Origin of the sequence: Lentzea rhizosphaerae (assembly GCF_042649515.1) — a bacterium.
Taxonomy (GTDB): Bacteria; Actinomycetota; Actinomycetes; order Mycobacteriales; family Pseudonocardiaceae; genus Lentzea; species Lentzea aerocolonigenes.
The window spans coordinates 301,351-328,033 of record NZ_JBHRZI010000015.1; the positions used below are offsets into that span (position 1 = coordinate 301,351).

Below are 26,683 nucleotides of genomic sequence, written 5' to 3' on the forward strand. Positions count from 1 at the left end.
GCTCATGGCGATCGACCGTGGCTTCGTCGCGCTGACCGGCAAGCTCGAGGTGTCCGGCGACGTTCCACCGGAGCTGCTCGGCAAGCCGTTGCTGCTCGCTTCCAACCACATCGGCAACCTCGACCCGTTCGTGCTCATCGCCGCGTGCCGCAAGATCGGCATCAACCCGCGGTTCATGCTCGCGGGCGGGTTGCTCGACGCGCCGATCATGGGCCCGGCGCTCAAGGCGTGCGGTCATCTGCGCGTCGACCGCAGGTCCGCCAACGTCGGCGAGGCGATGCACCGCGCCGTGGAGGCCTTGCAGTCCGGCGGCGACCCGATCGCCGTCTACCCCGAGGGCAAGATCACGCTGGATCCCGGCATGTGGCCCGAGCGCGGCAAGACCGGTGTCGCCCGCATGGCGCTGGGCGGCGGCATCCCGGTGGTCCCGATCAGCCAGTGGGGCGCCCACGAGGCCGTGTACTGGGGCAACCTGCACGTCTCCGGCTGGAAGGACTTCCTGCCTTACCTGACGTCGTGGCTGTCCGCGATCCGCAAGCGGCCGACGTTCAAGGTCCACTTCGGCAAGCCGGTCGAGCTGTCAGACCTGTCCGCGGAGACGATGGGCGACGCGCGCCGGGCCCACGAGCGGATCATGCTCGCGATCACCGAGGGCCTGGTGCCGCTGCGTCTCGACGAGCCGGACCTGCCGAGGTTCCACGACCCGACGCGGCCGACGACCGGTTCCTCCCCCTGGCGGCCCGCCTGATCGAGTAGGCGATCACCGTGACCAGCATGAGGAACGGCGCTGGGCTCGCGGTGTACAGCCCGATCACGAGGTCCGCCAAAGGAATCACCAGTGCCAGCACGAACGCCTTCGTGCTCGCCGTGGGCAGCTTCACCTTCGGGTCTGCCCACGGCGTCCGGCCCCACGGCTTCGCCACGCTGAGCCACGTCTGGAACGAGAACGCGCTGATCATGCAGGCGGTGCCGACGGGCAACCACGCGCTGACGTGACCGTTCGCGGCGGCTTCGAGGTTGTCGCTCAGGATGAAGATGCCGACGTGGAGCTGCCCCACCGTGATCACGAACTTCGCGAGCACCCACCAGTGCCTGAAGTAGCCCCACGGCGTCGTGGCGCTGAGCATCATGCCGCTGAACGCGCTGGCGGCCCCCATGAACGCGAGCACGTGGTGGTCGAGCACCCGCGCCATCCTGAACGCGTTCACGTCGCCCGTGTTCAGGCCGTAGAGCAGCAACGCGAACAACGCGACGGCCTGGCTGAGCCAGCCGACGGACGTGACCACGTGCAACCACACCAGCAACGTTCTCGCGCGCTTCGCCATGACATGTAGCGTGCCTACACATCATGGCGAAGCGCATCAGGGATCACCCTGAATGAGCCACCCTGTCCAGCCATTCGCCCATGAGCGCGTTAAACAGTGCCGGCTGGTCGATCTGGAGGTTGTGCCCTGCCGTGTCCAGCACGACGAACGACGCGTACGGGTAGTGCGGCAGCAACGGGTACACGTCCTCGTACCCGGTGGCGTTGTCCTGGCGTCCGGTGAGGATCAACGAGGGCCCGGAGTAGGTGCCGAGCTCCGGACCTTCCGAGAGCTCCCACCGCTCGTAGATCCGCACCATCGCCTCGCGGTCGGCGACCTGCAGTCCGGGCAGGATCTCCTCGGCGAAGCGCCGCGCCGTCTCGGCCGTGCGCACCACGGCCAGGCCGTCGAACTGCGCGGCCAGCGCCGGGTCCAGCTCGACGCCGTCGGACCGGCGGACCTCGAACTCCGGCACCGTCCGGTCGGGTGACCGCAGGTTCGTGCCGACCGGGCAGATGAGCGCCAGCCCGCGCACCTGGTCCGGGCGGCGGTGCGCCAGGGCGCGGGAGAGGTAGCCGCCGTACGACTCGCCGACCAGCAGGAACGGCTCGCCGCCGATCTCGGCGTCGACGAACTTCTCCAGCGCCGCGAGGACGTCGTCGCTGGAGTCGATCCCGTCGGCCGACGACTTCCCCATCGCGGGCAGATCGGGGTACAGGCGCCGGTAGCCGGGCCTGGTCTCGAAGAACGGTTCCATGCAGCCTGTCATCAGGCGGTGGTCAGGGGTCCAACCGTGAATGGCGAGCACCGGAGTGCCCGCGCCGTGTTCTACGAAATGCACACCGCAGTTCTATGCCAACTCGTGCAGCCGTGCGCGCACTTCCGGCACAAGAGGGTGGTCGTAGTCTTCGTAGATCGCCAACGCCTCGAGGAGGTGCGTCCGCGCCACGTCCGGCTGCCCGAGGCTCGTCTCCCCCAGGCCGTGCAACGCTTCCGCGAGACTCTTGCGATCGCCGAGCACGCGCAGGAAGCTCAGTGCGTCCCGGAACGAGTCGCGCGACTCCACGCGCTGCCCCAGCTTGCACTGCGCCCAGCCGATGCTGACCAGCGCCATCGCCTTGCCGTGCACGGCGTCGTGCGAGTCCATCAGCTCGAACGCCCGCCGCGCCGCCGCCAGCGACGCTTCGTGCTGGCCCGCCGAACGCAGGATGTCGCTCAGGAACAACCTCGTGCCGCCCTCGCCGAACCACGACCCGGCCTCGGCGTGCCGGTCCAGCGCCTCGCCGAACCTGTCGACGGCGAGGTCGAACTGGCGCAACCCGCCGTACGCCATGCCGAGCCCGGTGAGGCTCCACGCGGCACCGACGCGGTCGTCGATCTCGCGCCGGATCGCCAGCGCGCGGTCGAAGAGCTCCAGCGCGTCCGCGAAACGCTGGCCGCGGAAGGCGGAGAGACCCTGGCCGTGCACCGCCCACGCACGGGCGGCCTGGTTGCCGTCACGGGCGGCCGCGCGTTCGGCGACGCGGTACGTGCGCGTCCACTCGTCCAGCGCGCTCGAGACGATGAAGTAGTTCCACAGCGCCACCGGGATCTGCCACGCCGTGGGCGAATGCTCCTCCTCGGCGAGCTTCGCCACCGCCAGCAGGTTCGAGGATTCGGTGCGGCACCAGGTGAACGCCTCGTCGTGTGAAGCGAAGTCCTGAGTGGACAGTGGCGGCAGCAGGAACGACGGGTGGTCGGGTGGCGAGATGACGGTGCCGGCGGCGTTCGCGGTGTCGAAGTACCACCGCAGCAGGCGTTTCACGGCCTCGTCGCGCCCGTCCGACGACTCCTCCGTGGCGCTGAGCTCCGTGGCGTACAACCGGAGCAGGTCGTGCAGCCGGAACCGTCCGCGAGCGACCTCCTCGATCATGTGGCCGCCCGTCAGCACGTCCAGCAACGTCCGTGCGCGCGACACCGGCACACCGGCCAGCGCGGCGGTGGCAGCGAGGCTGATCTCGGCGCCGGGGTGCAGGCCGATCAACCGGAACATCCGCGCCGCGTCCGGCTTCAGCGCCAGGTACGACCACGAGAACGCCGCCCGCACGGCCGTGTCCTCGTCGTCGCCCGTCGCCAGCACGTTCAACCGGTCGCGCTCGTCGGCGAGGTCGTCCGCCAGGTCCGCCAGCGTCAGGTGCGGCCGCGTGACGACGCGTTCGGCCGCGATCCGCACCGCCAGCGGCAGGTGCCCGCACAGCTCGACGAGCTTGGCCGCGGCCTCGGGTTCCGCCGCGACGCGGTCCGAGCCCACGGCGGACGTCAGCAGTGCGAGCCCTTCGTCGGGCGTCAACGTCGAGAGCGTCAGCGAGTGCGCGCCGTCACGCGCTACGAGCCCGCCGAGGTGGTTGCGGGAGGTGACCAGCACCATCGACGACGACCTGCCCGGTAACAGCGGGCGGACCTGCTCGGCCAGCCGGGCGTTGTCGAGGAGCACCAGGACCCGTTTGCCCGCCAGCACACTGCGGTAGAGCGCGGACCTCGCGGGCAGGTCGTCCGGGATGCGTTCGGCGGGCACGCCGAGGCTCTGCAGCAGCTGGTGCAACGCGGCGGCGGGCTGCACCGGCGGTGCCGACGCGTCGAACCCGCGCAGGTCGACGTGCAGCTGCCCGTCCGGGAACCGGGCGGCCACCTGGTGCGCGAACCGGACGGCCAAGGCGGTCTTGCCGACGCCACCGGTGCCGGTGATCGCGACGAGCACCGGCGAGTGGTCGCTCGGGACGGCCTCGGAGAGCTTCGTGAGTTCCTTCTCGCGGCCGGTGAAGTCGCGGATCTCGTGCGGCAGCTGGACGGGGACGAGCACGGGCGCGGCCGGTTCCGGCTGCGGGTCGTGCTGGCCGACCAGGAGTTGCTCGTGGACCTGGCGCAGTTCGGGCCCCGGCTCGATGCCGAGCTCCTCGATCAGCAGCCGGCGCAGGTCCGCGTAGACGGCGAGCGCCTCCGCCTGCCTGCCACCGCGGTACAACGCGGACATCAGCAGGCCGTGCAGCCTCTCTCGCAGCGGATGCGCACTGACCAACGTCGCGAGCTCCGCCGCCACCTCCGTCTCACGCCCGACGGACAGCATCAGCGCCGCACGTTGCTCCACGGCCGTGAGCCGCAGTTCGGCCAGGCGCGCGCGTTCCACCGCAGCGAACGGACCCGGCACGCCGTCCAGAGCGACACCGCGCCACAAACCGAGCGCGGCGTCGAACGCGGCGATGGCCTCCGCGGGCCTGTCGCGCAGCCGCCCGGCATCGTCGAGGTACGTGCGGAACAGCGCGGCGTCGGAGCTGTCCGACGGCAACTTCAGCAGGTATCCAGCGTCCGTGGAGAGCAGCACGGAACTCGGCGCGCGCGAGGCCCTGCCCGGTTCGAAGAGACGGCGCAGTCCCGCCACGTAGGTGTGGATGCCGTTGTCCGCGCTGGCGGGCGGCTCGTCACCCCAGACGGCGTCGATCAGCTCACTGCGCGACACGACGTGGTTCGCGCGCAAGGCCAGCACGGCGAGCACAGCCCTCTGCCGCGGTGGCCCCAGAGTGAGCTCCTGGCCGTCCACCGTCGCGGCGAGCGCGCCCAGCAAGCTGACGCGCAACTCGTTCTGCACCTTCTGTCCCACTCCGTCGCTGTCCGCAGTCACCCAGCAACCTACCGTCAGTTTTCGTCCAGAAGCCATCCAGAGTCCGTGCAGAGGGCTTCTCCACACTTCACATCAGGTGGATTGGGCCGAAATGAGGGGCGGAGATGAACGCGGCCGAGGTCTTCGACACGCTCGGACTGGAATACCAACGGGCTTGGTCGCACCAGCCCGCACTGCACGGCACCCTCGCCTGGTTCGCCGCGACGCAGCCGTCGGGCTCGCGCGTGCTCGACATCGGCTGCGGCACGGGCGTCCCGGTGGCGCGGACGCTCGCCAAGGCCGGCATGAAGGTCACCGGCATCGACGTCTCCCCGGTGATGGTCGACATCGCGACCGACCAGGTCCCCGACGCCAGCTTCCACAAGATCGACATCCGCGACTTCGAGTCGCCCGCCGGCTCGTGGGACGTCATCTGCGCGGTGTTCTCGCTGCTGCAGATGCCCCAGGCCGAGATCATCCAGACCCTGGGCCGCGTGTCGACGTGGCTGCGACCGGGCGGCCACTTCTTCCTGGCCACCGTGGCGATCGACGTCGAGCAGGTCACGCTGCCGTGGATGGGCCAGGAGATCGAGGTGTCGTCGTTCTCCGAGGAGAACTTCGAGAAGCACCTGGGCGACGTGGGCCTGCGGGTCGTGCGCCGGAGCCGTCCGGTGTTCACACCTTCGTTCCCCGGCGCGACGCCCGAAGAGTCGCTTCACCTGGTTTGCCAACGACCTTAGTGCTGTGACCGTCAGCCTTCGCCCCGTATTCCGACGTTCAGACGGGTATGTCGCGGTGCCGCCCCCGCGTCCTCATACTGGACGTATGGGGGCGCGGGGGCGGTGCCGCGAGATGCCCTGCTGAGCGCCGGAAGACGCGGTGGAGGCTGGCGGTCACAGCACTAATGCTGCTCGGCGAGCGCGCGGCCGATGAAGTGCGCTGACAGCAAGGCGAAGATGTACGCCTGCAACACCTGCACGAGCGCTTCGAGGAAGATCAGCCCGATCGCGAGCGCGAAGCCCAGCACCGACACCGGCTTCAGCCAGATCGGGCCGTGCAGCAACAGGAACTCCCCGCCGAGCGTGAACACCAGCACCAGCAGGTGACCCGCGAACATCGCCGCGAACACCCGGATCATGAGGTTCAGCGGGTCGAAGAAGAACTTGAGGATGACCTCGGTGGGGATCAGCAGGCCCCACAGCACGCCCTTCGGCACGCCCGGGATGATGAACTGGTTGCGCAGGTACCCCCTGAGCCCGAACTTCCTGACGCCCACGAAGTGGTAGAGCGGGTAGATGATCACCACCACGGCGAACGGGAACCCGCTGTGCGTGAACGTCGGGAACTGCACGAAGGGGATCAACCCGTAGAGGTTGTTCACCAGCGCGAAGCAGAAGATGCTGACGATCAGCGGCACGTACGGCGCGAACTCCTTGGCGCCGATCTGCTCGCGCGCGATCGTGTTGCGGCCGAAGTCGTAGACCGACTCGGCGGCGAACTGCCACCGGGACGGGACGAGTTTCAGGTCCCTCGTGGTGATCAGGAAGAACCCCATGATGATCGCCACGGACAGGAACAGCAGGACCAGTGCCTTGTCCACCACGAAGTCGAACGGAAGTCCGAACGGGTGGTGCCAGGTGAAGATCGGCGGAAGAAAGATGTCTTCCTTGCCCGGTGGTGCGAAAACATCGGCCATGAGGCGACCCCCTCGTCCATGGTCTGGAGTTAGACCTTAGCGGACGAGGGGGACGCAGATCACAGCAGGGTCACGTTCACACCGGAATGACCGTCGGCACGATCATCGGCCGGCGCCGGTACGTCTCCGCCACCCAGCGCCCGACAACGCGCCGCACGGCCTGGGCGACCCGGTGCGTGTCCGTGATCCCCTCGGCCTCGGTCCGCGCCAGCTCCATCTCCACCAGCGGCACGACCTGGTCGAGCGCCTTGGGGTCGTCGGAGAACCCGCGCCCGGAGATCGTCGGCGCCGTGACGGCACGCCCGGTCGTGGTGTCGATGGCGACGGAGATCGAGATGAAACCGCCCTCGCCCAGCACCAGACGATCGGACAAGGTGGACTCACCGACGTCGCCGACCGACAGGCCGTCGACGTAGACGTGGCCCACCACAACGCGTCCGGACACCGTGGCCTTGCCGTCGACCAGGTCGACGACGACGCCGTCCTCGGCGATCACCACGTGGTCCTCGGCGACACCGGTGGCGACGGCCAGCGCTGCGTTCGCGCGGAGGTGGCGCCACTCGCCGTGCACCGGCATGACGTTCGACGGGCGAACAGCGTTGTACAGGAACAGAAGTTCGCCGGCCGGTGAGTGGCCGGAGACGTGGACCTTGGCGTTGCCCTGGTGCACCACGGTCGCGCCGAGCTTGGCGAGACCGTTGACCACGTTGAAGACCGCGTTCTCGTTGCCGGGGATCAGCGACGACGCGAGGATCACCGTGTCGCCCTCGCGGATCGAGATCTGCCGGTGGTCGCCGCGGGCCATGCGCGACAACGCCGACAGCGGCTCGCCCTGCGACCCGGTGGAGACGAAGATGACCTCGTCCTCCTCCATCCGCATCGCGACGTCGAGGTCGACGAACAACCCGTCCGGCACGTTCAGGAAGCCCAGCTCGGACGCGATGCCCATGTTGCGGACCATCGAGCGGCCGACGAACGCGATCTTCCGCTTGTACTGCACCGCGACGTCCAGCACCTGCTGCACGCGGTGCACGTGCGAGGCGAAGCAGGCGACGATGACCCGCTGGCGCGCCTTGCGGATCACGTTCTCCAGCACCGGGCCGATCTCGCGCTCCGGCACCACGAAACCGGGCACCTCGGCGTTGGTCGAGTCGACCAGGAACAGGTCCACGCCCTCGTCGCCCAGGCGGGAGAACCCGGCCAGGTCGGTGAGGCGGCCGTCCAGCGGCAGCTGGTCCAGCTTGATGTCACCGGTGTGCAGCACGAGTCCGGCCGCCGTGCGGATCGCGATGGCGAGCGCGTCCGGAATAGAGTGGTTGACGGCGAAGAACTCCAGCTCGAACGGCCCGTAGGTCGCGCGCTGGCCTTCCTTCACCTCCACCAGCTTCGGCGTCTGGCGGTGCTCGCGGCACTTGGCGGCGAGCAGCGCCAGCGTGAAGCGGGAGCCCACGACCGGCACGTCGGGACGCAGCTTGAGCAGGAACGGGACCGCACCGATGTGGTCCTCGTGGCCGTGCGTCAGGACGATGGCGTCGATGTCGTCGAGCCGGTCCTCGATGGCGCGGAAGTCGGGCAGGATCAGGTCCACGCCCGGTTGGTCGTCCTCGGGGAAAAGAACGCCGCAGTCGACCACGAGCAGCCGGCCGGCGTGCTCGAAGACGGTCATGTTGCGGCCGACCTCGCCGATTCCGCCGAGTGCGACGACCCGCAGGCCGCCTTCCGGCAGTGCGGGCGGCAATTCGGTCGATTGGGTCACGCGTTTACTCCCAGTTCGGCCGCGATGGCCTCGATGTCCTCGGCCGCGGCCGGCACCAGCGGCAGACGCGGGTCACCCACGTCGAGTCCGCGCAGGCGCAGCGCAGCCTTCGTGTACGTCACGCCGGGGACCCGGCGGAAGGGTCGCAGCAGCGGCAGCAGCGACTCGTGGATTTCTTTCGCCCGGGCCACGTCCCCGGCTTCGTACGCGTCGACGAGATCCCGCAGCCGGTCCGCCGCGAGGTGACCGATGACGCTCACGAACCCGACGGCGCCCACGGACAGCCACGGCAGGTTCAGCGGGTCGTCGCCCGAGTAGTAGGCGAGATCGGTCGAAGCGATCACCCGGCTGCCCGCGTGCAGGTCGCCCTTGGCGTCCTTCACGGCGAGGATCCGCGGGTGTTCCGCCAGGCGCAGGAGCGTGTCGACCTCGATCGGCACGACGGCGCGCGGCGGGATGTCGTAGAGCATCACCGGCAGCTCCGACGCGTCGGCGACGGCGGTGAAGTGCGCGAGCAGGCCCTCCTGCGGCGGCCGCGAGTAGTACGGCGTCACGACCAGTGCGCCGTGCGCGCCCGCCTTCTCGGCCTGCTGCACCAGGTGGATGCTGTGTGCGGTGTCATAGGTGCCCGCGCCGGCGACGACGGTCGCGCGGTCGCCCACCGCCTCGACGACAGCCGTGATCAGTGCGGCCTTCTCGCGGTCGGTCGTGGTCGGGCTCTCGCCGGTCGTGCCGTTCACGACCAGCCCGTCGTTGCCCAGGTCCACCAGGTGTTTCGCCAGCTCCTGCGCCTTGGGCAGGTCGACCTCGCCGCGCGAGTCGAACGGCGTGACCATGGCGGTGAGAACGCGGCCGAACGGGCGGTTCGGCCCTGCGTAGGGGCTTGCAGGCATGCGCAGAAACTACCCGAGTTCAGACACTTCGGTTCAACGACCGCACGCGTTCGACCGCGTCGGCGTCACCGCTGTACTCGACTCGGGCCTGATCGCGCCCGAACGCGAGCATCACCAGCTCCGACACCTCGCCCGTGATCACCACGCCGTTCGCACCCGGCTTAGCCACGATGTGCTCGCCATCAGGCCGTACCAGCGTCACGCCCACAGGCGACGACTTGTACGTCATGCGCGCGGTGAACGGCAGCAGCTTCCACAGCACCTTCTCGCGACGAGCGTCGTACGGCCGTGGCTCCCAGTCGGCCTGTGCGCGCCGCACGTCCTCGTGGTGCACGAAGTACTCGCCCGTGTTCATGAGGTCGTCGACCGGCTGGATCCAGAACGGCGGTGTGCGCACCAGGTCGAGGAGCTCGCTCCACGCCTTGTGCGTGTAGTCCTCCTGGACCTTCTCCGTCCACTTCGCGAACACCGGCAGCACGATGCCGGGCGCGGTGTCCGGGCGCCGCTCGCGGATCGCGAGGTGCGCGGCGAGGTCCTTGGTCAGCCACGTGCCGCACAACGTGGGCGCGTCGGGGCCGAGCTCGGTCATCAGGTCGACGAGCGCCTTGCGCTCGTCGCGGGCGAGACCCACACCTACTCCTAGGGCTCGTTCGGCTTGTAGCAGCCGGCGAATCCGTCCGGTTTCGCGGACTTGTCCGCCAGCAGCTTGACCACCTGGTCGCGGTTCAGGTTCTCCGGATAGCCGGGCCAGTCCGGTTCCTGTCCGTTGACGTGCAGTTCGTCCAGCCAGTATCCCGACTGACCTGAGGTCTTGGCGAACTCCAGGTCGCAGCCCTTGACCCGCACGACGACCTCGATGGTCTTCTCCGAGGACTTGACCGTGCGCTTGCCGACCTTCTTGGACTTCTTCGACGTCTCCGTGCTGGCCGGGCCGGGGTTGCTGAAGCCCGCGGCCTTCAGCTCGGAGACGAACTTGTCCTCGTTGCTCGCGCACGCCGACAGGGCCGCCGCACAGCCGAGCACCAGCAGCGCGGAGATGATCCTTCTCTTCACCGTCAGTTGTCCTTCTTCGCGCTGATGGTGCTGTTCAGCGTGCTGCCGTCCTTCTTGGCCGCCACGCAGTAGATGCGGCGTTCCGCGCTGTCGTTCTTGTCCTTCTTCCACGCCGTCTCGGTGGGGATCAGCGTGGTGAGCTTGAGCTTCCCGCCCTCCTTGACCCACTGCGACTTCAGCGTCAGCTCACAGCGCGCGACACCGAGGTTCGTCAGCGCCTCGACGCCGGGGTAGGTCGAGTCGGGCAGGCTCGAGTTCACCGGCAACGTCTCGACCACGTCGAACACCTCGAAGTCGTGCGGCTTGTCGCACTCCTCGCGGGTGTCCGAGTCGAGCTGCTTGGTCGGCGCGACCTGGCCGTTGCCGCAGACGTTCTCGGAGAGCCCGAAGACGGGGACCTCACCGCCCTCGCCGTAGGTCAGGGTGTTGGTGCTGCCGCCGCCCGGTGCCGTGAACCAGCTGTGCGCGTAGATGCCACCGGTGAACGCGGCCGCCGCGATGGCGACCACACCGACGATCGCGAGGATGCGGTTGCGCTTCTTCTTCGCGGGGTCGACGGGCGCGTTCTGCTGGTACTGCTGCGTGGCCTGCGGCGGGATCCCGGTGGGCGGCGTCGGCTGGTTGCCGATGCTGGCGAGCATCGCGCGTGCCTGCGGGCCGGACAGCCGGGCGTTCGGGTCGGCGATCAGCAGACCGGTGATCACGGCACCGAGCACACCGGTGGCACGCGTCAGGCGCGGCGTCTCGCTCATGATCGCGTGCAGCGTCGAGGCCGTGGACGAGCGCTCGAACGGGCTCCAGCCCTCGACGGCGTAGCAGAGCGTCGCACCGAGCGCCCACAAGTCGGACGCAGGACCGGCCTCGTGGCCGTGGATGCGTTCCGGCGCCATGTACGCGGGCGAACCGATGAGGCTGCCACTGGTCGTCAGGCGCGGGTCGTCGACGGCCTGCGCGATGCCGAAGTCGGTGAGCTTGAGCTTGCCGTCCGGGCGGACCATCAGGTTGCCGGGCTTCACGTCGCGGTGCACGATCCCCGCCGCGTGCGCGGTCTCCAGCGCGGACAAGGCCTGCAGCGCGATCGACACGACCTGGTTCGGCGGCATCGGGCCGTGGGCGCTGATCAACGTCGACAGCGTCGCCGCCTCGACCAGCTCCATGACGATGTACGTCGTGCCGTTCTCGTTGATCGCGTCGTAGACGGTCACGATGCCGGGGTCGTTGAGCTTGCCCGCGGTGCGCGCCTCACGCAGAGCGCGCTCTTCGAGCACACGGCGTTCCTCGTGCGCGATGCCGTCCGGCAGGTGCAGTTCCTTGATCGCGACGAACCGTCCGATGTGGCGGTCCTGCGCACGCCACACGATGCCCATGCCACCGCGGCCGAGCTCGGCCACCAGGGCGTACCTGCCGGCGATGACGCGCGGTTCGACTGCCTGTCCGTGCAACGTGGCGCTCCTACAACGATGAGCCGGGGGCGTTGACGGTACTTCAGACCCGCCACACGGAGGATCGGTTCCTACGCTTCCGGTGCTACAACCAGTTCGTGACCTGCGGCACGCAACGCGAGCACGGCGCGGCCGAGGTCCGCGTGCTTCACGAGCAGGTGGTCCGTGTCGTATGTGGACAGCGCGAACAGCGAGACGCCGGCGGCCGCGAGTTCACCAGCGAGCGCCGCCATGATGCCGGTGAGGGTGAACTCCAGCGGACCTCGCACGGTGAGCAGCCGCCAGCCCTTCTCGGCGTTGTCCACAGGCAACTCGAACGACGAGGGCGCGATGATCGACATCTCGTCCGGGGTCCTGGTCACCGACACCAGCACGTCGGTCAGGTCGAGCAGCCCGGCGGGGACTCGGGCGTCCGCCGCCAGGCGCGTGACCGTGTACTCGCCAGGGCGGACGTCCACGATGAGCCGCTTCATGGGCGTCAGCCTTCAACCACCAGTGGGCTCGAAGCAACTTCTGTGCCGTCCGGGAGTGTCGAGATCACGAAGTCCGCGAACGCGTTCGGCGCGGCCTTGATCAGTTCCCGCAGGCAGGCGACCGCGAGCTCGCGCAGTTCGACGTTGATGTGCTCCGTCGCGCGCATCGCGATGAAGTGCCGCCACGAGCGGTAGTTGCCCGTCACGACGATCTCGGTGCCCGTCGCGTTGGGCAACACGGACCGTGCGATCTGTCGCGCGCGTCGGCCGTTCACGGTCTTTTCGAGGCTCTGCACCAAGTCCTCGTACGCACGCAGGCTCGCCTCGGTCGCGGCGACGAACCGCGCGTGCAGCTCCGGGTCCTTCGCGATCAGGTCGGGCTCGACGACGTCGGTCGGGTCGGTGCGCTGGGAGAGCTGCGAGTACGAGAAGAGCCGGTGCCGGACCAGCTCGTGGGTGAGCGAGCGCGGCAGCTCGGTCAGGTACAGCGTGGCGCTGCCGTGCTCGAACGCCGCGAGGTGGCCGACGTCGAGCAGGTGGTGCAGGAACGTCGCGTTGGTGTTCGTCAGGGGGTTCGAGCGGTCCCACGACTGGTAGCAGGCGCGGCCGGCGAACTCGACCAGCGCCGCGCCGCCGTCCGCGTCGGTCGTCCACGGCACGTCGTCCGGCGGGATGAACTCGGTTTTCGCCACCAAGCGCACTCTCGGCATGGCCCGGACACTAGTCCTGATGTCACGCGGTGGTTGCGCGACGCCAGATGTGACGTCATAGTGGTGTCATGGATCTGTCGCCGTACATCGCGTCACTGCGCGAGGACCTGGCGACGGCCGCATCAGCGGGGGACGAGAACACCCGTCGAACGGCCGCCGCGTTGTCCGCAGCGCTCGAGCCAGCCGCGCGACTGGCAATCATGAACGCACTGTCGGATCTGGCCGCGGAGGTCACCGCCTCCCTGGAAGGCCAGGTCGTGGAGGTTCGCCTGGCCGGCCGCGACGTCCAGGTGGTCGTCACGGGGTCCGCGGAACCGGAGCCGGAGCCCGGCCCGCGTCAGGAGGTGCCGAACTTCGGCGCAGGTGACGCCACGGGTGACATCAGCCGCATCACCCTGCGCATGATCAACGAGCTCAAGTCGAAGGCCGAGGCCGCCGCCGCGGCCCAGGGCGTGTCGCTGAACTCGTTCATCCAGCAGGCCGTGGGCGGCGCGGTGCACGGCAAGCACAAGCATCACCACAAGGGGTGGAGCGGGAACGCCGGCTCGGGGTCGCGCGTCCGCGGATGGGTGCAGGGGTGAGCGGGATGACCGAACCGACAGACGAACCGACAGGCGTGGTGCGGCAGCAGAGCTTCGAGTTCGCAGGGATCGCCGAGATCGACATCTCGCTGCTCAGCGGCCGGGTGCAGGTGCACCTCGTCGACGAGCCGGGCGTGCACGTCGAGGTCCGGCACGACCCGACCGCGGGCAACTCGTGGACCGAGGGCCTGTCGAGCGTGCTCAGCTGGGTCAGCGGCCAGTTCGGCCCCGACAAGACCGCTCCCGCAGCCGGTCCGGAGGAGGCCGTGCGCGAGGCACGCGTCGAGCTGCTGGGCAACCGTTTGCGCATCGAGTCGTCGAAGGCGCTGCCGTTGCGCGCCGTGCCGCTCTCGGTGGTGGTGACGGCACCCGTCGGGTCGCACGTGTCATCACGGACCGGCGCCGCAGACGTGAGCGTCACGGGCGGTGCGGGCCGGCTCGACCTCAACACCGGCACGGGCAGCGTGTCCGCGGACAGGGCGACCGGCGAGGCCAAGGTCAACTCGGGCGCGGGCACGGTCCGGCTCGGCACGATGCTCTCCTCGCTGAAGGCCAAGACGGGCAGCGGTGACGTCGAGGTGTCGTCCGTGGGCGGCACGACGACGCTGATCACCGGGACCGGCGACGTGTGGCTGGGTGCGGTGCAGGGCAACGTCCAGGTCCGCACCGGCAGCGGCGATCTGACCGTGGCCGACGCCGCGTCGGGCGAGATCCAGCTCGGCACCGGGTCCGGCAACATCCGCGTCGGCATCCGCCAGGGCACGCTCGCGCGCATCGACCTGGTGTCCACGTCCGGCAACGCCCGCAGCGACTTCGAGGTCTCCTCGCAACCGCTGGGAGACGCCTCTCTCACCGTCACAGGCCGCACGGGCAGCGGCAACGCTCTCGTAACCGCCGCCGCAAACTGACCGGGGGTCGGAGAAAAGGCACGCCGAAAAAGCCGGCGGTCAGGGCTCCTGGAACGGTTTGGAGCCGCCGGGGACGTCGTCCGGGAAGACCGGGCAGCGGATCTCGCCGGTCAGGAACTTCCTTACGAAGCTCGAGAAGTTGCCTTCGTACGACCAGCTCTGCCGCAGGTCCGTGATCACCACGGTCCACTCGTCCGGCTCGCCGCGGGTGTACCAGAGGCAGTGGTCGCCACCCGGTGTCGTGCCCCACGGCAGCAGGCCGGGGACGTCCGGGTGCACCCGCAGTCCCGGCTGGCGTCTCAGCACCCGCAGGATCTTGGGCGCCTGCGCCATCCAGTTCATGAACGCGGCACGCGCGGTGGGGTGCAGGATTCGGACGTAACCGCCGACGATCAGCGGTGGATAGGCCTCGGCGAGGTGCACGTAGTCGGTCGGCAGGTCCGTGCCCGCCCGCGCCCTGACCGCGTCCCAGTCGACCGGGTCAGGACGCCTTTCTGGCGCTCCCAGCAGATCGATCCACTCGTCAGGCGGCACCGCTCACCTCCGTGACCCTCAAGCATCGCCTGCGGCACTCGGGATTCGGTTGTACCGCAGTCCAGCGATGACCAGTGAGACGACGGCGTCGAACGCGTCCTGAATGTGAGGATCCGCCCACTCCTGGGCGTGCGCCGGGTGGTGGAACCTGTCGGTCGCGTCCCACACCGCCAGCGCCGTCTTCCGCACGTCGTCGGTCACGAACTCCTGGGTATCCACTCCCGCGCGGATGATGCGCGCGAGCTGACCCACCAGGTGCTCGATGTGGAACTCGGGGATGGCGCGGCTCTCCCTGACCAGCACCAGGTACGTCGCGAACAGCTCGGGTTCCTCGACGTGCGAGTGCCTCTTGCGGTCGAAGAGCTTCTGCAGCCAGGCCCTGAGCATCTCGGCGGCGGTGAACCCCTGGTCGAACGCCGGCTCCATCGCCGCGTGCTGCGCGTCGAGCCAGCGCCGGGTCACCGCCTCCCGCAGCGCGGCTTTGGTGGCGAAGTGGCGGTAGACGCTGCCGTGGCTGACGCCGAGCGCCTTGGCGACGTCGACCACCGTCGCCTTGGCGGGGCCGTACCTGCGCAGCACCTCTTCGGTAGCCGCGAGGATCGCCTCCGACGTCAACGCCTCCGCCACTTGCTCACCTCTCGCTGTCCAACATGGCCATCTGCTGGGCCGGGTACCGGGTGCCCGCAGCGGCTCCAACAGGAACAACAGCTTCGATCTCCTGCAATTCCCGCTCGGTGAACGTCACGTCGACGGCCCCGATCGCCTCGCTCAGCCTCGCACGTTTGCTCGTGCCGACGAGAGGCACCACGTCCTCTCCGCGTGCCGCGACCCACGCGATGGCGAGCTGCGCGACCGTGATGCCCTTGTTGGTCGCGATCTCGTTGAGCTTCTCGACGAGAGCCTGGTTGTGGATCAGGTTGTCGCCCTGGAACCGAGGCGTGTGGACGCGGTAGTCGTCGCCGATGGCGGGCGGCGTGGCCGAGATCAGGCCGCGCGACAGCACCCCGTACGCGGTGATGCTGATGCCCAGCTCGCGGGTCGTCTGCAGGATCTCCCGCTCGACACCGCGCTCCAGCAGCCCGTACTCGATCTGCAGGTCGACGATCGGGTGCACGGCGTGGGCGCGGCGGATGGTCTCGGCGCCGACCTCGGACAGGCCGATGTGCCGGACGTATCCCTTCTCGATCTGCTCGGCGATGGCGCCGATGGTGGCCTCGATGGGCACGTTCGGGTCGAGCCGCGCGGGCCGGTAGATGTCGACGTGGTCGGTGCCGAGCCGTTCGAGCGAGTACGCGAGGAAGTTGGCCACCGCGACCGGGCGGGTGTCGAACCCGATGAACGCGCCGTCCGCGTCCCTCAGGCCGCCGAACTTGACGCTGAGCTGCACCTCGTCGCGGCGGCCCTTGATCGCCTCGTTGATGAGCAGCTCGTTGTGCCCCATGCCGTAGAAGTCACCGGTGTCGAGCAACGTGACGCCCGCGTCCATCGCGGCGTGGATGGTCGCGATGCTCTCGTCCCGGTCGGCGGGGCCGTAGGCGTTGGACATGCCCATGCAGCCCAGCCCGATGGCGGACACGACCGGACCGGTGGCTCCGAGCTGACGCTTCTGCATTTCCGGACTCCTTCATCTCTTCGGTGACTTCCACCCTGCCCGATGGACTGACAGATTTCAATATCTGTCAGTCCATCTTTGTCGGCTCAATTGACAAAATAGTTTTGAACGTTCAAAGTTGTTTTTGCGATGAGAGACGTGATCTACCTGGACCGGATGGAGCAGGCCGAGACACTGCTCAAGCCGCAGCGAGTGGAGGTGCTGCGGCAGCTCGCCGCGCCGCGTTCGTGCACCGAGGTCGCCGAGGTGCTCGATCAGACGCCGCAACGCGTGCACTACCACGTGAAACAGCTGGTCAAGGCCGGTCTCGCGACCCAGGTCGCCGAACGCAAGGTGCGCGGCGTCCAGGAAGGCCTCTACCAGGCCGTGGCGCGGTCGTACTGGCTGTCGCCGCGACTGGTCGGCCGGATCGGTTCGCGCGACGAACTCGCGCTGGGACACCTCGTGGACCTCGCCGAGCAGATCCAGGTCGACGTGGCGGCGCTGGACCGCTCGTCCGAACTGCCGTCGGTCGGCGTGTCCGGCGAGATCCGCGTCCGGCCGGAAGACCGCCAGCAGTTCCTCGCCGAGCTGCAGACGACGTTGCAGGACCTCTTCACCCGATACGGCGGCGCGGAAGGGGATGCGTTCCGCATCGCGCTCGCCTGCTATCCCAAAGGAGACGATCGATGAGCACCGGAACCATCCGCGTCCGCACGTCCGCGCCCGCCGCCAGGATCCACGAGGCCCTGACGACCGCGGAAGGCCTGCGGACGTGGCTCGCCGAGCACGCGCAGGTGGACCTGGAGGGCGGCCACTACGAGTTCTGGGGGCGCTACACGCCGGAAGGCGAACGCGGCCGGCAGAAACTGCTGGACCACGACGACAGGTCAGTGCGCTTCTCGTGGGCCTTGTACGGCACCGAGTACACGGTCGAGCTCGGGGTGGAGCAGGGTGACGGCGAGACGCTCATCGCGATGACGCAGACGCCGTACCCGACCTGGAGCGTGGGCGACGAGCAGTCGGAGATCCTCCAGACGTTCTGGCCGCTGGCGCTGGCGAACCTGGTCGAGCACGTCGAGGGACGGCCGGTGTTCGGGTTCTGCGACTTCACCACGCCCGAGCAGCGGTTCGAGACCGACATCGCGGCGACGCCCGCGGCCATCATCGACGCACTGACCGACCCCGACGTGTTCGCGCGGTGGTTCGGTGCGCGGATGGAGATCGAGCCGCACGTCGGCGGCCGGTGGACGATGGGCAGCTTCGAGCAGAACGAGCACCCGGCGAAGATCATCGCGCTCGATGAGGGGCACTTCGCGCTGGACTTTCAGGAAGGGATGGTCGCGTCCTGGGAGCTGAAGGGCTCGGAGGGCAGGACGCACCTGACGTTCGTGCAGAGCGGGTTCGACACCGGCAACCCGCCTTACGGGGCGTGGATGGGCTGGCTCAGCGGTTTCGCGGACCTGAAGCGGATGCTGGAGCTGCCCGGCTGGCGCCCGATGTGGCACTCGTACGACATCCCCGGTTTGCCTGACGGCCTACTGGTGCTCGAATAATCGGGCGTGAAGCAGGCGGGTGAGAGCCAGATCATTCGGTTCTGACCCGTTTGCGCCTGTCTTTCATCGGCGACGGATCGATATGGTTAAGTTCGTGCTCGATTCAGCCCGCATCGCCGTTGCCACTCTGCTGATCGCCTTCTCCGTGACCGCGTCGATCTTGTTCAGCTAGAACCAGGCCATGACCACGGCCGGCGAGGCCGCGAGGAAGCTGAACCTCGCGAAGCGGCCCGCCATGCCGGTCACGACGAACATCGCCGTGGACATGCCCGCGAACCCGGCGAGAACAGTCGTCGCCATGAACGGCGGCACCCCGACCAGCGAACTCACCGCGTGCGTGCCGGCCATCCAGTTCGGGTGCGCCCGGCACCTCACGTGGATCCAGGTGTTCCAGCGGTGGACGCGCGTGCCCGGCCCGAACCAGCGCTTCAGCCGTGACGGCTTGTCCTTCGGCTCGCGGTGCAGGAACTTCGGCAGGTGGATGTCGCCGCGCGCCGCGTAGAAGTAGAGCAGCTTGCCCAGCACCTGGCCGACGGCCACGGCGAGGCCGACGATCCAGAACGAGACGTCCGGCCAGCGCGTGCACAGTCCCAGCACGAACATCTCGATGCTGATCAGGGGAACTACCGCTGAGCCGAGCGCGACCCCGAAGGCGAGGCCAACCAAGGCGAGCACTCAGCCGAGGCTACACACATCTCAGTCGCCGAGGCGGATCTCCAACGGCCCGGACACCCGGACCTCCCGCAACGGACGCCCGCTCGCGTCCAACGTGCGGACCGTCCCGTCACCCGTCCAGCCGAGTCGTTCGTAGAAGTTGCGCGACGCCTTGTCCGCCTCGGGCACCCACGCGATGCCCCTCGTCGCGCCCGCCTCGCTCAGGCGCCTGCACGCTTCCGCGACCAGCCGCGTGCCGTGACCGCGACGCCCCCAGCGCGGCTCGACGAGAACGCTGAGCAGTGCGGTCGTGGCGGCGTCCTCCGGCAGCGACCCGTCGGCCTTGGCGACCTCGTCGTCCGGCGCCTTGCTGGCGACGACGAACCCGACGATCCACTCCCCCTCGACGGCTTTGAGCACCGCCCCCTGCTGAACCGCCAGCCCCCACGCCTCGTCGGTGTCGAGCGTGTCGAGCACCTCCGGCGGCAACAGCTGGGCGTAGGCGAGGCGCCACGTCTCCCGGTGGATGCGGACGATCTCTGGAAGATCAGCAGCGGTGGCGAGGTGCACGCCGGCGTCGGCCATGTCCGCACCTTATCGACGCCGCCGCGCAGAATTGTCAGGGGTGCGTGGCAACATCGGCCGGGTGCAGAGGATGAGTGCGGACGTGGCCCGCCGGATCGCGCTGGGCGCGCAGGGTTTCACCGACCTGAGGCCGTCGGCGGCCACGCGCAGGCACCTGCAACGGGTGCTGTCACGCGTGCAGCTGTTGCAGATCGACTCCGTGAACGTGGCCGTGCGCGCGCACTACATGCCGTTGTTCTCGCGCTTGGGTTCCTACGACCCGTCCCTGCTGGACGACGCGGCGTGGACCCACACGTCGCGCAAGCCCCGCATGCTCGTCGAGACCTGGGCCCACGAGGCGTCGCTGGTACCGGTCCTCGACTGGCCGTTGTTCCACTCGGGAGCCAAGAAGCGCGGCTGGTGGCAGAACTACCAGGCGATCCTCGAACGCTCACCCCAGCTCGTGGACGAGGTCCTGGCCGCCGTGAAGGAACTGGGCCCGATCGGCGCCGGAGCCCTGGAGAAGGCCCTGATCGGCGACTCGGGCCGCTCGAAGGGCCCGTGGTGGGACTGGTCCGAGGTCAAGCGGGTGTGCGAGGTCCTGTTCGGCGTGGGCGTCCTGACCACTGGCACGCGCCGCTCGTTCGAACGGCTCTACGACCTCACCGAGCGCGTGATCCCGCCGGACGTCCTGGCGCAGAAGTGGACTCCCGAGGAGGGCGCCCGCGAACTGGTCCTGCGCTCCGCCATGGCCCTGGGCGTGGCCACCGAACCGGACCTCCGCGACTACTACCGCCTCGACCCGCGCCGCTCGCAGGCAGCGGTGGCATCGCTGGTGGAAGAAGGCGTCCTGGAGCCGGTGTCGGTCGACGGCTGGCGAGGCGTCGGCTACCGGCACGTGGAGGCGAAGGCGCCGCGGCGGGTGGCAGGCCGCGCGTTGCTGTGCCCGTTCGACCCGCTGATCTGGGAGCGCGCGCGAACCGAACGCATCTTCGGCTTCCGGTACCGCATCGAGATCTACGTGCCGGAGCCGCGCCGGGTGCACGGCTACTACGTGTTCCCGTTCCTGCTGGACGGCCAACTGGTGGGCCGCGTGGACCTGAAGGCGGACCGCGCGGCGGGGGTGCTGCGCGTGCAGTCGGCCTGGTCCGAGGAAGGCGTGGAGCGGCCGCGGGTGGCGGCGGAACTGGCGGGCGAGCTGCGGCACATGGCCGACTGGCTGGGGCTGGAGGACGTGCTGGTGGTGCAGAAGGGGGATCTGGCGGCGGAACTGGCCGTGGCGGTCACGCACAGCTGACCGGCGAGCCGTTCCACCCTGCTCAGCTCGACCGGCGAGAGCTCAGACCGGCGGGCCCTGCCAGCGCCAGCCGGTCTGCGGCTCACGGCCGGGCAGGCTGGTGCGGTCGGTGGCCCACAGCAGCCCGGTCCAGGGATCCACGTCGAGGTCGTCGTGGGGGAACATCCTCGTGAGCACGCGGGCACAGACGTCGCGTGGCGGGTCGAGCCTCAGTCCGAGGCCGCGGGCGATGTCCTCGCCGTGCACCAGCGCTTCGACGCAGCCCATGCCCGCGAAGTGAGCCGGGTCTGCCATGCCGGTGGGGTGGTAGGCGCGAACGGACGGCGCAGTCGTCCGCACGACCGAGGAGAGGATCCGGCCACCGGCCACCGCGAACTCCAGCACTTCGGCCGGGCTCGCCTCCTCGTCCGCGACGGCGAGGAAGCGCACGTAGCGGGCATCAGGCCGGGCGACGAGCTGGGCCGCGTAGGACAGCAGGCAGTCGCCGACGTGTTCAGCGGTCTGCCGGCAGTTCCACTCCCCCGTACCGGGCGAGATCACCCAGTCCCGGCCGGTCGCGGGACCGAGCGTGTCGGCCACGCAGGAGAGGGCCGCGTCGAGGTCGTCAGCGGTCACCGTCACCGCCGCAGGATAGCGAGCAGGGCGGACGCGTTGGACACGTCCGCCCTGGCCAACACCCCGGCAAGATCAGGAGTGCAGCTCGATCGCCTTCCGCATCGTCTCGCGCGCCCGCCCGCGGTCCCCCGCGATGTCGTACGCGTACGCGAGCCGGAACCAGACCCGCCAGTCCTCCGGCGAGGCCTCGACCTCGGCCCGCCGCTCCTCGAACCACGAGTCGGCAGCCTCCCGGTCCACCCGCCCCGACGGCCGCCGCGGCAGGTGCGAGACGTCCGGCAGCAGCCCGTCCGCGTCGAGCTCGCGGGCCATCTTCTCGGTCTCCCAACCGAAACGCAGGTTGGAGTACACGAGCCACACGCCGAGCAGCGGCAGGATCAGCACGCCCACGCCGAGCAGCACGCCGACCACCGAGCCGGTCTGCAGCAGAGCCACCGCGCGGCCGGCGAGCAGGACGAAGTAGACCGCGAGAGCCGCGATCAGCACCCCGACCGTGATTCGAACCTTCACAGGTCGAGGTACTTGTCGAGACCGACCGCGAGACCGGGACGACCCACGATCTCCCGGACACCAAGGACGACGCCCGGCATGAACGACGTCCGGTGCAACGAGTCCTGACGGATCGTCAGCGTCTCGCTCTCGCCGCCGAACACGACCTCCTGGTGCGCGATCATCCCGGAGATCCGCAGCGAGTGAACACGCACGCCGTCCACGACAGCACCGCGCGCGCCCGGCTCCTCCTGCGTGGTCGCGTCAGGCATCGGGTCCATGCCCTCACGCGCCGCCGCGATCAGACGAGCCGTGTGCGCGGCCGTACCGGACGGGGCGTCGGCCTTGCGCGGGTGGTGCAGCTCGATGATCTCGGCCGACTCGTAGTACCGGGCCGCGATCTCGGAGAAGCGCATCAGCAGGACGGCACCGATGCCGAAGTTCGGCGCGACGAGCACACCGACCTCGGGCTTCGAAGCCAGCAACTGCTCCACCGCGGCCAGCTTCGCGTTGTCGAACCCGGAAGTGCCCACGACGCAGTGGATTCCGGCCGCGATGCAGAACTCCAGGTTCCCCATCACGACGTCGGGGTGCGTGAAGTCGACGACGACCTGCACACCGGAGTCCACCAGGGCCTGCAACGAGTCGTCGGCGTCGATCGCCGCCACGACCTCCATGTCCTTCGCGGCCTCGACCGCGCGGACGACCTCGGAACCCATGCGGCCCCGCGCGCCGAGAACTCCGACGCGAATCATGCAATCACCTCGTGTACCTGGTCCGGCAGATCGTCGGCGTGATCGTAAGGGCCGACCACGGCCGCGGCGACGGGACGGCGCAGCAGATCACGTGCGAGCAGCGCCACTTCGTCCGCGGACACCGCGTCGATGCGAGCCAACGTGTCTTCCACGCTCAGGTGGTCGCCGTAGTTCAGTTCGGACTTGCCGATGCGCGACATGCGGGAACTGGTGTCCTCCAGGCCCAGCACGAGCGCGCCGCGCAGCTGTCCCTTGCCGCGCGCCACCTCCGCGTCCGACAGGCCACCCCGCGCGACGTCCACGAGCACCTCGCGGATCACGCCCGCGGTCTCGCCGAGCCGGTCCGGCTGGCAGCCCGCGTAGACGGAGAACGTGCCGGTGTCCGCGTACAGGCCGACCGACGAGTACACCTGGTACGCCAGGCCTCGGCGCTCGCGCACCTCCTGGAACAACCGGGAGCTCATGCCGCCGCCGATCGCCGCGTTCAGCACGTTCAGCGCGAACCGGCGCTCGTCGTGGCGGTCCAGGCCCTTCATGCCGAGCATCAGGTGCGCCTGCTCGGTGTCGTCGGTGTGCAGCACCAGCTTGCGGGCGTCGGCGATGCGCGCGCGACCCGCCCGTGGCGCGACCGCGGTGCCCTCCCGCGACAGCCGGTCGCCGATGGCCTTGCGCACCAGACGCATCACGTGCGTGTGCTCGATGTTGCCGGCGACGGAGAACACCATGCGCGGCAACGTGTAGCGCTTCTTGTAGAACGAGAAGAGGTTGTCCCTCTCCATGTCCTGAATGGACTTCTCGGTGCCGAGCACCGGCCGGCCCAGCGCGTGCCCGCCGAACAACGCCTCGATGAACGCGTCGTGCAGCAGGTCCTCGGGGTCGTCGTCGCGCATCGCGATCTCTTCGAGCACGACACCGCGTTCGGTCTCGAAGTCACGCGGACCGCAGATCGCCTCGAACACCACGTCCGCGACCAGGTCCACCGCGAGCGGCAGGTCCTCGTCCAGGACGTGCGCGTAGTAGCAGGTGTGCTCCTTGGCGGTGAACGCGTTCAGCTCGCCGCCGACCGCGTCGATCTCCTCCGCGATGGCCGCCGCCGAACGCCGCGAGGTCCCCTTGAACAGCAGGTGTTCCAGGTAGTGCGCGGCACCCGCGACCTCGGGCCGTTCGTCACGGGACCCGACCTGCACCCACAGCCCGACCGAGGCGGACCGCACGCTCGGGATGCGCTCGGTGATGACCCGCAGGCCCGAGGGCAGCATGCTGCGCCGCACCTCGGACCCCGCGGACGTCTCGAGCACCCGCGTGCTGCCCGGCTTCTGGAGGTGCCCAGGCGTTGCAGTACGCGGACGGCCGCGGGTGGATGCACCCGCGGCCGTCACGTTGTTCGTCGCACTCACTGCGCGGGAGCCGCCTCAGCGGCCTCAGCCGGAGCCTCGGCAGCGGGAGCCGCCGCCGGCTTGGCGTCCGCTGCGTCGTCATCGGACACGACGATCAGGCTGATCTTGCCGCGCTGGTCGATGTCGGCGATCTCGACGCGGAGCTTGTCGCCGACCTTGACGACGTCCTCCACCTTCGCGATGCGCTTGCCGTTGCCCAGCTTCGAGATGTGGACGAGGCCGTCCTTGCCGGGCAGCAGCGAGACGAACGCGCCGAACGCGGCCGTCTTCACCACGGTGCCCAGGAAGCGCTCGCCGACCTTCGGCAGCTGCGGGTTCGCGATCGCGTTGATCATGCCGATCGCGGCCTCGGCCGAGGGGCCGTCCGCCGCACCGACGTAGATCGTGCCGTCGTCCTCGATGGAGATGTCGGCACCGGTCTGCTCGGTGATCGAGTTGATCATCTTGCCCTTCGGGCCGATGACCTCGCCGATCTTGTCGGTCGGGATCTTGACCGACGTGACGCGCGGAGCGAAGGCGCTCATCTCGTCCGGGTCGGAGATGGCCTCGGCCATGACCTCCAGGATGGTGTAGCGCGCGTCGCGGGCCTGGCCCAGCGCCTGCGCCAGCACCTCGGACGGGATGCCGTCGAGCTTCGTGTCGAGCTGCAGCGCCGTCACGAACTCCTTGGTGCCCGCGACCTTGAAGTCCATGTCGCCGAACGCGTCCTCGGCACCGAGGATGTCGGTCAGCGCCACGTACTCGGTCTTGCCGTCGACCTCGTCGGAGACGAGACCCATCGCGATGCCGGAGACCGGCGCCTTCAGCGGGACACCCGCGTTGAGCAGCGACAGGGTCGAGGCGCAGACCGAACCCATGGACGTCGAGCCGTTGGAGCCGAGAGCCTCGGACACCTGGCGGATCGCGTACGGGAACTCGTCACGCTTCGGGAGCACCGGCATGAGCGCGCGCTCGGCCAGTGCACCGTGGCCGATCTCGCGGCGCTTCGGCGAACCCACGCGGCCGGTCTCACCGGTCGAGTAGGGCGGGAAGTTGTAGTGGTGCAGGTAGCGCTTGTGCGTCTCGGGAGACAGCGAGTCGATCTGCTGCTCCATGCGCAGCATGTTCAGCGTGGTGACACCCAGGATCTGGGTCTCGCCGCGCTCGAACAGCGCCGAGCCGTGCGTCCTGGGGATCACGGCCACCTCGGCACCCAGGTCGCGGATGTCGGTGAGGCCGCGGCCGTCGATGCGGACCTTGTCGCGCAGGATCCGCTGGCGCACGAGCTTCTTGGTCAGCGAGCGGAACGCGGCGCCGACCTCCTTCTCGCGACCCTCGAACTGCTCGGCCAGCTTGTCCAGCGTGGCGGCCTTGATCTCGTCGAGCTTCTCCTCGCGCTCCTGCTTGCCCGCGATGGTCAGCGCCTGCGCGAGCTCGCCGGAAGCGGCCGACTCGACGGCCTCGAACGCGTCGGCCTGGTAGGCCGGGTACGTCGGGTACTCACCGGTCTCCTTGGCGGCGACCTGCGCGAGCTGCGCCTGCGCCTCGCAGAGGACCTTGATGAACGGCTTGGCGGCCTCGAGACCCGCGGCCACGACCTCCTCGGTGGGGGCGACGGCGCCCTCGCCGATCAGGTCGATCACGTTCTCGGTGGCCTCGGCCTCGACCATCATGATCGCGACGTCGCCGGACTCGACCACGCGACCCGCGACGACCATGTCGAACACGGCCTTCTCGAGCTGCTCGTGCGTCGGGAACGCGACCCACTGGCCCTCGATCAGCGCCACGCGGACGCCACCGATCGGGCCGGAGAACGGCAGGCCGGCGAGCTGCGTGGACGCGGACGCGGCGTTGATCGCCACGACGTCGTACAGGTCGGCCGGGTTGAGGCTCATGACCGTGATGACGACCTGGATCTCGTTGCGCAGACCGTCCACGAAGGACGGGCGCAGCGGACGGTCGATCAGGCGGCACGTGAGAATCGCGTCCGTGCTCGGACGGCCCTCACGCCGGAAGAACGAGCCGGGGATGCGGCCCGCGGCGTACATGCGCTCCTCGACGTCCACCGTGAGGGGGAAGAAGTCGAAGTGCTCCTTGGGCTGCTTCGACGCCGTGGTGGCGGAGAGCAGCATCGTCTCGTCGTCCAGGTACGCGACCACGCTTCCGGCGGCCTGACGCGCGAGGCGCCCGGTCTCGAAGCGGATGGTGCGCGAGCCGAACTTGCCGTTGTCGATTACGGCAGTCGCCTCGTGGACTTCAGTGTCCGTCATTTACTTGTTACTCCTCGTCTTTTGGACACCGCACACGCGTCTTGACGAGGCCGGTCTTCGATCGAAGTCCCCTGGGGCGTTCCACCAGGGGGCCACTACCGAGGACCGGCGCGGAAACTGCTTCGCGCGATGCGGGCCCTGTTTTGTTCCTCTTTCAACCAGGGATCTGTATACACCCGGTTGTACGCCGAGGGGGAGTGACCGGCCGGTCACTCCCCCTCGGCAAGTATCACCTGCGCAGACCGAGGCGCTGGATCAGCGCGCGGTAGCGGTTGATGTCCACCTTGGTCAGGTAGTTCAGCAGACGGCGGCGACGGCCGACCATCAGCAGAAGACCACGGCGGGAGTGGTGGTCGTGCTTGTGCTGCTTGAGGTGCTCCGTGAGGTCAGCGATGCGCTTGCTCAGCAGGGCGACCTGCGCCTCGGTCGAGCCGGTGTCGCTGTCGTGCAGACCGTACTCACCGAGGATGGACTTCTTCTGCTCCGTGGACAGTGCCACTAGGTACTTCTCCTACTTGTTCAGGTCCGTGCG

At 69.1% G+C, this 26,683-nt stretch carries 29 protein-coding genes; 7 read left to right on the forward strand and 22 right to left on the reverse strand.

Annotation, left to right across the window (positions count from 1 at the left end; genetic code table 11):
• Positions 1 to 4 precede the first annotated feature (4 nt).
• Entirely contained in the window at positions 5 to 748 is a 744-nt protein-coding gene (locus tag ACFOWZ_RS18315) for a lysophospholipid acyltransferase family protein (RefSeq protein WP_382375078.1), read from the forward strand.
• Here ACFOWZ_RS18315 and ACFOWZ_RS18320 read toward each other — a convergent pair.
• From ACFOWZ_RS18320 to ACFOWZ_RS18330, 3 genes are read right to left on the reverse strand one after another with little or no spacing between them, the layout of a single operon-like run.
• Positions 645 to 1,325 (reverse strand): hypothetical protein, encoded by a 681-nt coding sequence (locus tag ACFOWZ_RS18320; protein ID WP_382373974.1) that lies wholly within the window; start codon positions 1,323 to 1,325, stop codon positions 645 to 647. The two genes, ACFOWZ_RS18315 and ACFOWZ_RS18320, sit on opposite strands and share 104 nt — an antisense overlap.
• Positions 1,326 to 1,368: 43 nt before the next feature.
• On the reverse strand, positions 1,369 to 2,145 hold the full coding sequence (locus ACFOWZ_RS18325; protein ID WP_382373976.1) for an alpha/beta fold hydrolase: 777 nt from the start codon (positions 2,143 to 2,145) through the stop codon (positions 1,369 to 1,371).
• Positions 2,146 to 2,154: 9 nt separating this feature from the next.
• Positions 2,155 to 4,959 (reverse strand): AfsR/SARP family transcriptional regulator, encoded by a 2,805-nt coding sequence (locus ACFOWZ_RS18330; RefSeq protein ID WP_382373978.1) that lies wholly within the window; start codon positions 4,957 to 4,959, stop codon positions 2,155 to 2,157.
• Between the two features lie 104 nt (positions 4,960 to 5,063).
• Between ACFOWZ_RS18330 and ACFOWZ_RS18335 the strand changes: the two genes are divergently transcribed.
• A complete protein-coding gene (locus ACFOWZ_RS18335) occupies positions 5,064 to 5,678 on the forward strand; it encodes a class I SAM-dependent methyltransferase (protein WP_382373981.1) in 615 nt (204 codons plus the stop codon).
• Positions 5,679 to 5,839: 161 nt separating this feature from the next.
• Here ACFOWZ_RS18335 and ACFOWZ_RS18340 read toward each other — a convergent pair whose 3' ends face one another.
• The 8 genes from ACFOWZ_RS18340 to thyX all read right to left on the reverse strand — a co-directional run bounded on the left by ACFOWZ_RS18340 (position 5,840) and on the right by thyX (position 12,961).
• Positions 5,840 to 6,634: a F0F1 ATP synthase subunit A gene (locus ACFOWZ_RS18340; protein WP_382373983.1), complete on the reverse strand. Its 795-nt coding sequence runs from the start codon at positions 6,632 to 6,634 to the stop codon at positions 5,840 to 5,842.
• 76 nt (positions 6,635 to 6,710) lie between these two features.
• Positions 6,711 to 8,390 (reverse strand): ribonuclease J, encoded by a 1,680-nt coding sequence (locus ACFOWZ_RS18345; protein WP_382373985.1) that lies wholly within the window; start codon positions 8,388 to 8,390, stop codon positions 6,711 to 6,713.
• Positions 8,387 to 9,283 carry a 4-hydroxy-tetrahydrodipicolinate synthase gene (gene dapA / locus ACFOWZ_RS18350; protein ID WP_382373987.1) on the reverse strand — a complete coding sequence of 299 codons (897 nt, stop codon included), beginning with the start codon at positions 9,281 to 9,283 and terminating at the stop codon, positions 8,387 to 8,389. Before dapA ends, ACFOWZ_RS18345 begins: the two co-directional genes overlap by 4 nt.
• Before the next feature lie 19 nt (positions 9,284 to 9,302).
• Positions 9,303 to 9,914: a TIGR03085 family metal-binding protein gene (locus tag ACFOWZ_RS18355; protein WP_382373989.1), complete on the reverse strand. Its 612-nt coding sequence runs from the start codon at positions 9,912 to 9,914 to the stop codon at positions 9,303 to 9,305.
• Between the two features lie 8 nt (positions 9,915 to 9,922).
• A complete protein-coding gene (locus ACFOWZ_RS18360) occupies positions 9,923 to 10,336 on the reverse strand; it encodes a hypothetical protein (RefSeq protein WP_382373991.1) in 414 nt (137 codons plus the stop codon).
• 2 nt (positions 10,337 to 10,338) lie between these two features.
• Positions 10,339 to 11,778 carry a serine/threonine-protein kinase gene (locus ACFOWZ_RS18365; protein WP_382373993.1) on the reverse strand — a complete coding sequence of 480 codons (1,440 nt, stop codon included), beginning with the start codon at positions 11,776 to 11,778 and terminating at the stop codon, positions 10,339 to 10,341.
• A gap of 71 nt (positions 11,779 to 11,849) precedes the next feature.
• Positions 11,850 to 12,251: an ACT domain-containing protein gene (locus tag ACFOWZ_RS18370; RefSeq protein ID WP_382373995.1), complete on the reverse strand. Its 402-nt coding sequence runs from the start codon at positions 12,249 to 12,251 to the stop codon at positions 11,850 to 11,852.
• A 5-nt stretch (positions 12,252 to 12,256) separates the two neighbouring features.
• The gene (gene thyX / locus ACFOWZ_RS18375) at positions 12,257 to 12,961 is read right to left on the reverse strand and encodes an FAD-dependent thymidylate synthase (protein WP_382373997.1); all 705 of its coding nucleotides are present in this window, start codon (positions 12,959 to 12,961) and stop codon (positions 12,257 to 12,259) included.
• 68 nt (positions 12,962 to 13,029) lie between these two features.
• On the opposite strand from thyX, the gene ACFOWZ_RS18380 reads away from it, so the two are divergent.
• Together ACFOWZ_RS18380 and ACFOWZ_RS18385 are read left to right on the forward strand one after the other, a co-directional pair.
• Positions 13,030 to 13,542: a toxin-antitoxin system HicB family antitoxin gene (locus tag ACFOWZ_RS18380; RefSeq protein WP_382373999.1), complete on the forward strand. Its 513-nt coding sequence runs from the start codon at positions 13,030 to 13,032 to the stop codon at positions 13,540 to 13,542.
• A gap of 5 nt (positions 13,543 to 13,547) precedes the next feature.
• Positions 13,548 to 14,450 (forward strand): DUF4097 family beta strand repeat-containing protein, encoded by a 903-nt coding sequence (locus ACFOWZ_RS18385; RefSeq protein ID WP_382374001.1) that lies wholly within the window; start codon positions 13,548 to 13,550, stop codon positions 14,448 to 14,450.
• Between the two features lie 39 nt (positions 14,451 to 14,489).
• Here ACFOWZ_RS18385 and ACFOWZ_RS18390 read toward each other — a convergent pair whose 3' ends face one another.
• Genes ACFOWZ_RS18390 through ACFOWZ_RS18400 form a run of 3 tightly spaced genes read right to left on the reverse strand, consistent with a single transcriptional unit; the run spans position 14,490 to position 16,596 of the window.
• Entirely contained in the window at positions 14,490 to 14,984 is a 495-nt protein-coding gene (locus ACFOWZ_RS18390; RefSeq protein WP_382374003.1) for a hypothetical protein, read from the reverse strand.
• A gap of 18 nt (positions 14,985 to 15,002) precedes the next feature.
• Positions 15,003 to 15,611 carry a TetR family transcriptional regulator gene (locus ACFOWZ_RS18395; protein WP_382374005.1) on the reverse strand — a complete coding sequence of 203 codons (609 nt, stop codon included), beginning with the start codon at positions 15,609 to 15,611 and terminating at the stop codon, positions 15,003 to 15,005.
• Positions 15,612 to 15,615: 4 nt separating this feature from the next.
• Positions 15,616 to 16,596: an aldo/keto reductase gene (locus ACFOWZ_RS18400; protein ID WP_382374007.1), complete on the reverse strand. Its 981-nt coding sequence runs from the start codon at positions 16,594 to 16,596 to the stop codon at positions 15,616 to 15,618.
• 129 nt (positions 16,597 to 16,725) lie between these two features.
• Here ACFOWZ_RS18400 and ACFOWZ_RS18405 point away from each other — a divergent pair, with 129 nt between their 5' ends.
• Positions 16,726 to 17,268 carry a winged helix-turn-helix domain-containing protein gene (locus ACFOWZ_RS18405; RefSeq protein WP_166042933.1) on the forward strand — a complete coding sequence of 181 codons (543 nt, stop codon included), beginning with the start codon at positions 16,726 to 16,728 and terminating at the stop codon, positions 17,266 to 17,268.
• Positions 17,265 to 18,131: an SRPBCC domain-containing protein gene (locus tag ACFOWZ_RS18410; protein WP_382374009.1), complete on the forward strand. Its 867-nt coding sequence runs from the start codon at positions 17,265 to 17,267 to the stop codon at positions 18,129 to 18,131. The genes ACFOWZ_RS18405 and ACFOWZ_RS18410 overlap by 4 nt, the downstream gene beginning before the upstream one ends.
• A gap of 168 nt (positions 18,132 to 18,299) precedes the next feature.
• On the opposite strand, the gene ACFOWZ_RS18415 is transcribed toward ACFOWZ_RS18410, so the two are convergent.
• Both ACFOWZ_RS18415 and ACFOWZ_RS18420 read right to left on the reverse strand, forming a co-directional pair.
• Complete coding sequence (locus ACFOWZ_RS18415; RefSeq protein ID WP_382374011.1) at positions 18,300 to 18,806, reverse strand: hypothetical protein; 507 nt, start codon at positions 18,804 to 18,806, stop codon at positions 18,300 to 18,302.
• A 21-nt stretch (positions 18,807 to 18,827) separates the two neighbouring features.
• Positions 18,828 to 19,370 (reverse strand): GNAT family N-acetyltransferase, encoded by a 543-nt coding sequence (locus ACFOWZ_RS18420; RefSeq protein ID WP_382374013.1) that lies wholly within the window; start codon positions 19,368 to 19,370, stop codon positions 18,828 to 18,830.
• 70 nt (positions 19,371 to 19,440) lie between these two features.
• On the opposite strand from ACFOWZ_RS18420, the gene ACFOWZ_RS18425 reads away from it, so the two are divergent.
• Positions 19,441 to 20,646 carry a winged helix-turn-helix domain-containing protein gene (locus ACFOWZ_RS18425; RefSeq protein ID WP_382374015.1) on the forward strand — a complete coding sequence of 402 codons (1,206 nt, stop codon included), beginning with the start codon at positions 19,441 to 19,443 and terminating at the stop codon, positions 20,644 to 20,646.
• Between the two features lie 42 nt (positions 20,647 to 20,688).
• On the opposite strand, the gene ACFOWZ_RS18430 is transcribed toward ACFOWZ_RS18425, so the two are convergent.
• From ACFOWZ_RS18430 to rpsO, 6 genes are all read right to left on the reverse strand, one after another.
• Entirely contained in the window at positions 20,689 to 21,267 is a 579-nt protein-coding gene (locus tag ACFOWZ_RS18430) for a hypothetical protein (RefSeq protein WP_382374017.1), read from the reverse strand.
• 66 nt (positions 21,268 to 21,333) lie between these two features.
• A complete protein-coding gene (locus ACFOWZ_RS18435; protein ID WP_382374019.1) occupies positions 21,334 to 21,771 on the reverse strand; it encodes a tetratricopeptide repeat protein in 438 nt (145 codons plus the stop codon).
• Positions 21,768 to 22,505 carry a 4-hydroxy-tetrahydrodipicolinate reductase gene (gene dapB, locus ACFOWZ_RS18440; protein WP_382374022.1) on the reverse strand — a complete coding sequence of 246 codons (738 nt, stop codon included), beginning with the start codon at positions 22,503 to 22,505 and terminating at the stop codon, positions 21,768 to 21,770. The genes ACFOWZ_RS18435 and dapB overlap by 4 nt, the downstream gene beginning before the upstream one ends.
• Entirely contained in the window at positions 22,502 to 23,803 is a 1,302-nt protein-coding gene (locus ACFOWZ_RS18445) for a M16 family metallopeptidase (protein ID WP_382374024.1), read from the reverse strand. The genes dapB and ACFOWZ_RS18445 overlap by 4 nt, the downstream gene beginning before the upstream one ends.
• 95 nt (positions 23,804 to 23,898) lie before the next feature.
• The gene (locus ACFOWZ_RS18450) at positions 23,899 to 26,151 is read right to left on the reverse strand and encodes a polyribonucleotide nucleotidyltransferase (protein WP_382374026.1); all 2,253 of its coding nucleotides are present in this window, start codon (positions 26,149 to 26,151) and stop codon (positions 23,899 to 23,901) included.
• Between the two features lie 229 nt (positions 26,152 to 26,380).
• Positions 26,381 to 26,650 (reverse strand): 30S ribosomal protein S15, encoded by a 270-nt coding sequence (gene rpsO, locus ACFOWZ_RS18455; RefSeq protein WP_030471762.1) that lies wholly within the window; start codon positions 26,648 to 26,650, stop codon positions 26,381 to 26,383.
• Between the last annotated feature and the right edge of the window lie 33 nt (positions 26,651 to 26,683).

Excerpts from the sequence above, each read along its gene's own strand:
- ACFOWZ_RS18315 (WP_382375078.1), top strand. The coding sequence starts at position 5 with ATGGCGATCGACCGTGGCTTCGTCGCGCTGACCGGCAAGCTCGAGGTG.
- ACFOWZ_RS18320 (WP_382373974.1), bottom strand. The coding sequence starts at position 1,325 with ATGGCGAAGCGCGCGAGAACGTTGCTGGTGTGGTTGCACGTGGTCACG.
- ACFOWZ_RS18335 (WP_382373981.1), top strand. The coding sequence starts at position 5,064 with ATGAACGCGGCCGAGGTCTTCGACACGCTCGGACTGGAATACCAACGG.
- ACFOWZ_RS18340 (WP_382373983.1), bottom strand. The coding sequence starts at position 6,634 with ATGGCCGATGTTTTCGCACCACCGGGCAAGGAAGACATCTTTCTTCCG.
- dapA (WP_382373987.1), bottom strand. The coding sequence starts at position 9,283 with ATGCCTGCAAGCCCCTACGCAGGGCCGAACCGCCCGTTCGGCCGCGTT.
- ACFOWZ_RS18370 (WP_382373995.1), bottom strand. The coding sequence starts at position 12,251 with ATGAAGCGGCTCATCGTGGACGTCCGCCCTGGCGAGTACACGGTCACG.
- thyX (WP_382373997.1), bottom strand. The coding sequence starts at position 12,961 with ATGCCGAGAGTGCGCTTGGTGGCGAAAACCGAGTTCATCCCGCCGGAC.
- ACFOWZ_RS18380 (WP_382373999.1), top strand. The coding sequence starts at position 13,030 with ATGGATCTGTCGCCGTACATCGCGTCACTGCGCGAGGACCTGGCGACG.
- ACFOWZ_RS18385 (WP_382374001.1), top strand. The coding sequence starts at position 13,548 with ATGACCGAACCGACAGACGAACCGACAGGCGTGGTGCGGCAGCAGAGC.
- ACFOWZ_RS18400 (WP_382374007.1), bottom strand. The coding sequence starts at position 16,596 with ATGCAGAAGCGTCAGCTCGGAGCCACCGGTCCGGTCGTGTCCGCCATC.
- ACFOWZ_RS18405 (WP_166042933.1), top strand. The coding sequence starts at position 16,726 with ATGAGAGACGTGATCTACCTGGACCGGATGGAGCAGGCCGAGACACTG.
- ACFOWZ_RS18410 (WP_382374009.1), top strand. The coding sequence starts at position 17,265 with ATGAGCACCGGAACCATCCGCGTCCGCACGTCCGCGCCCGCCGCCAGG.
- ACFOWZ_RS18420 (WP_382374013.1), bottom strand. The coding sequence starts at position 19,370 with ATGGCCGACGCCGGCGTGCACCTCGCCACCGCTGCTGATCTTCCAGAG.
- ACFOWZ_RS18425 (WP_382374015.1), top strand. The coding sequence starts at position 19,441 with ATGAGTGCGGACGTGGCCCGCCGGATCGCGCTGGGCGCGCAGGGTTTC.
- dapB (WP_382374022.1), bottom strand. The coding sequence starts at position 22,505 with ATGATTCGCGTCGGAGTTCTCGGCGCGCGGGGCCGCATGGGTTCCGAG.
- ACFOWZ_RS18450 (WP_382374026.1), bottom strand. The coding sequence starts at position 26,151 with ATGACGGACACTGAAGTCCACGAGGCGACTGCCGTAATCGACAACGGC.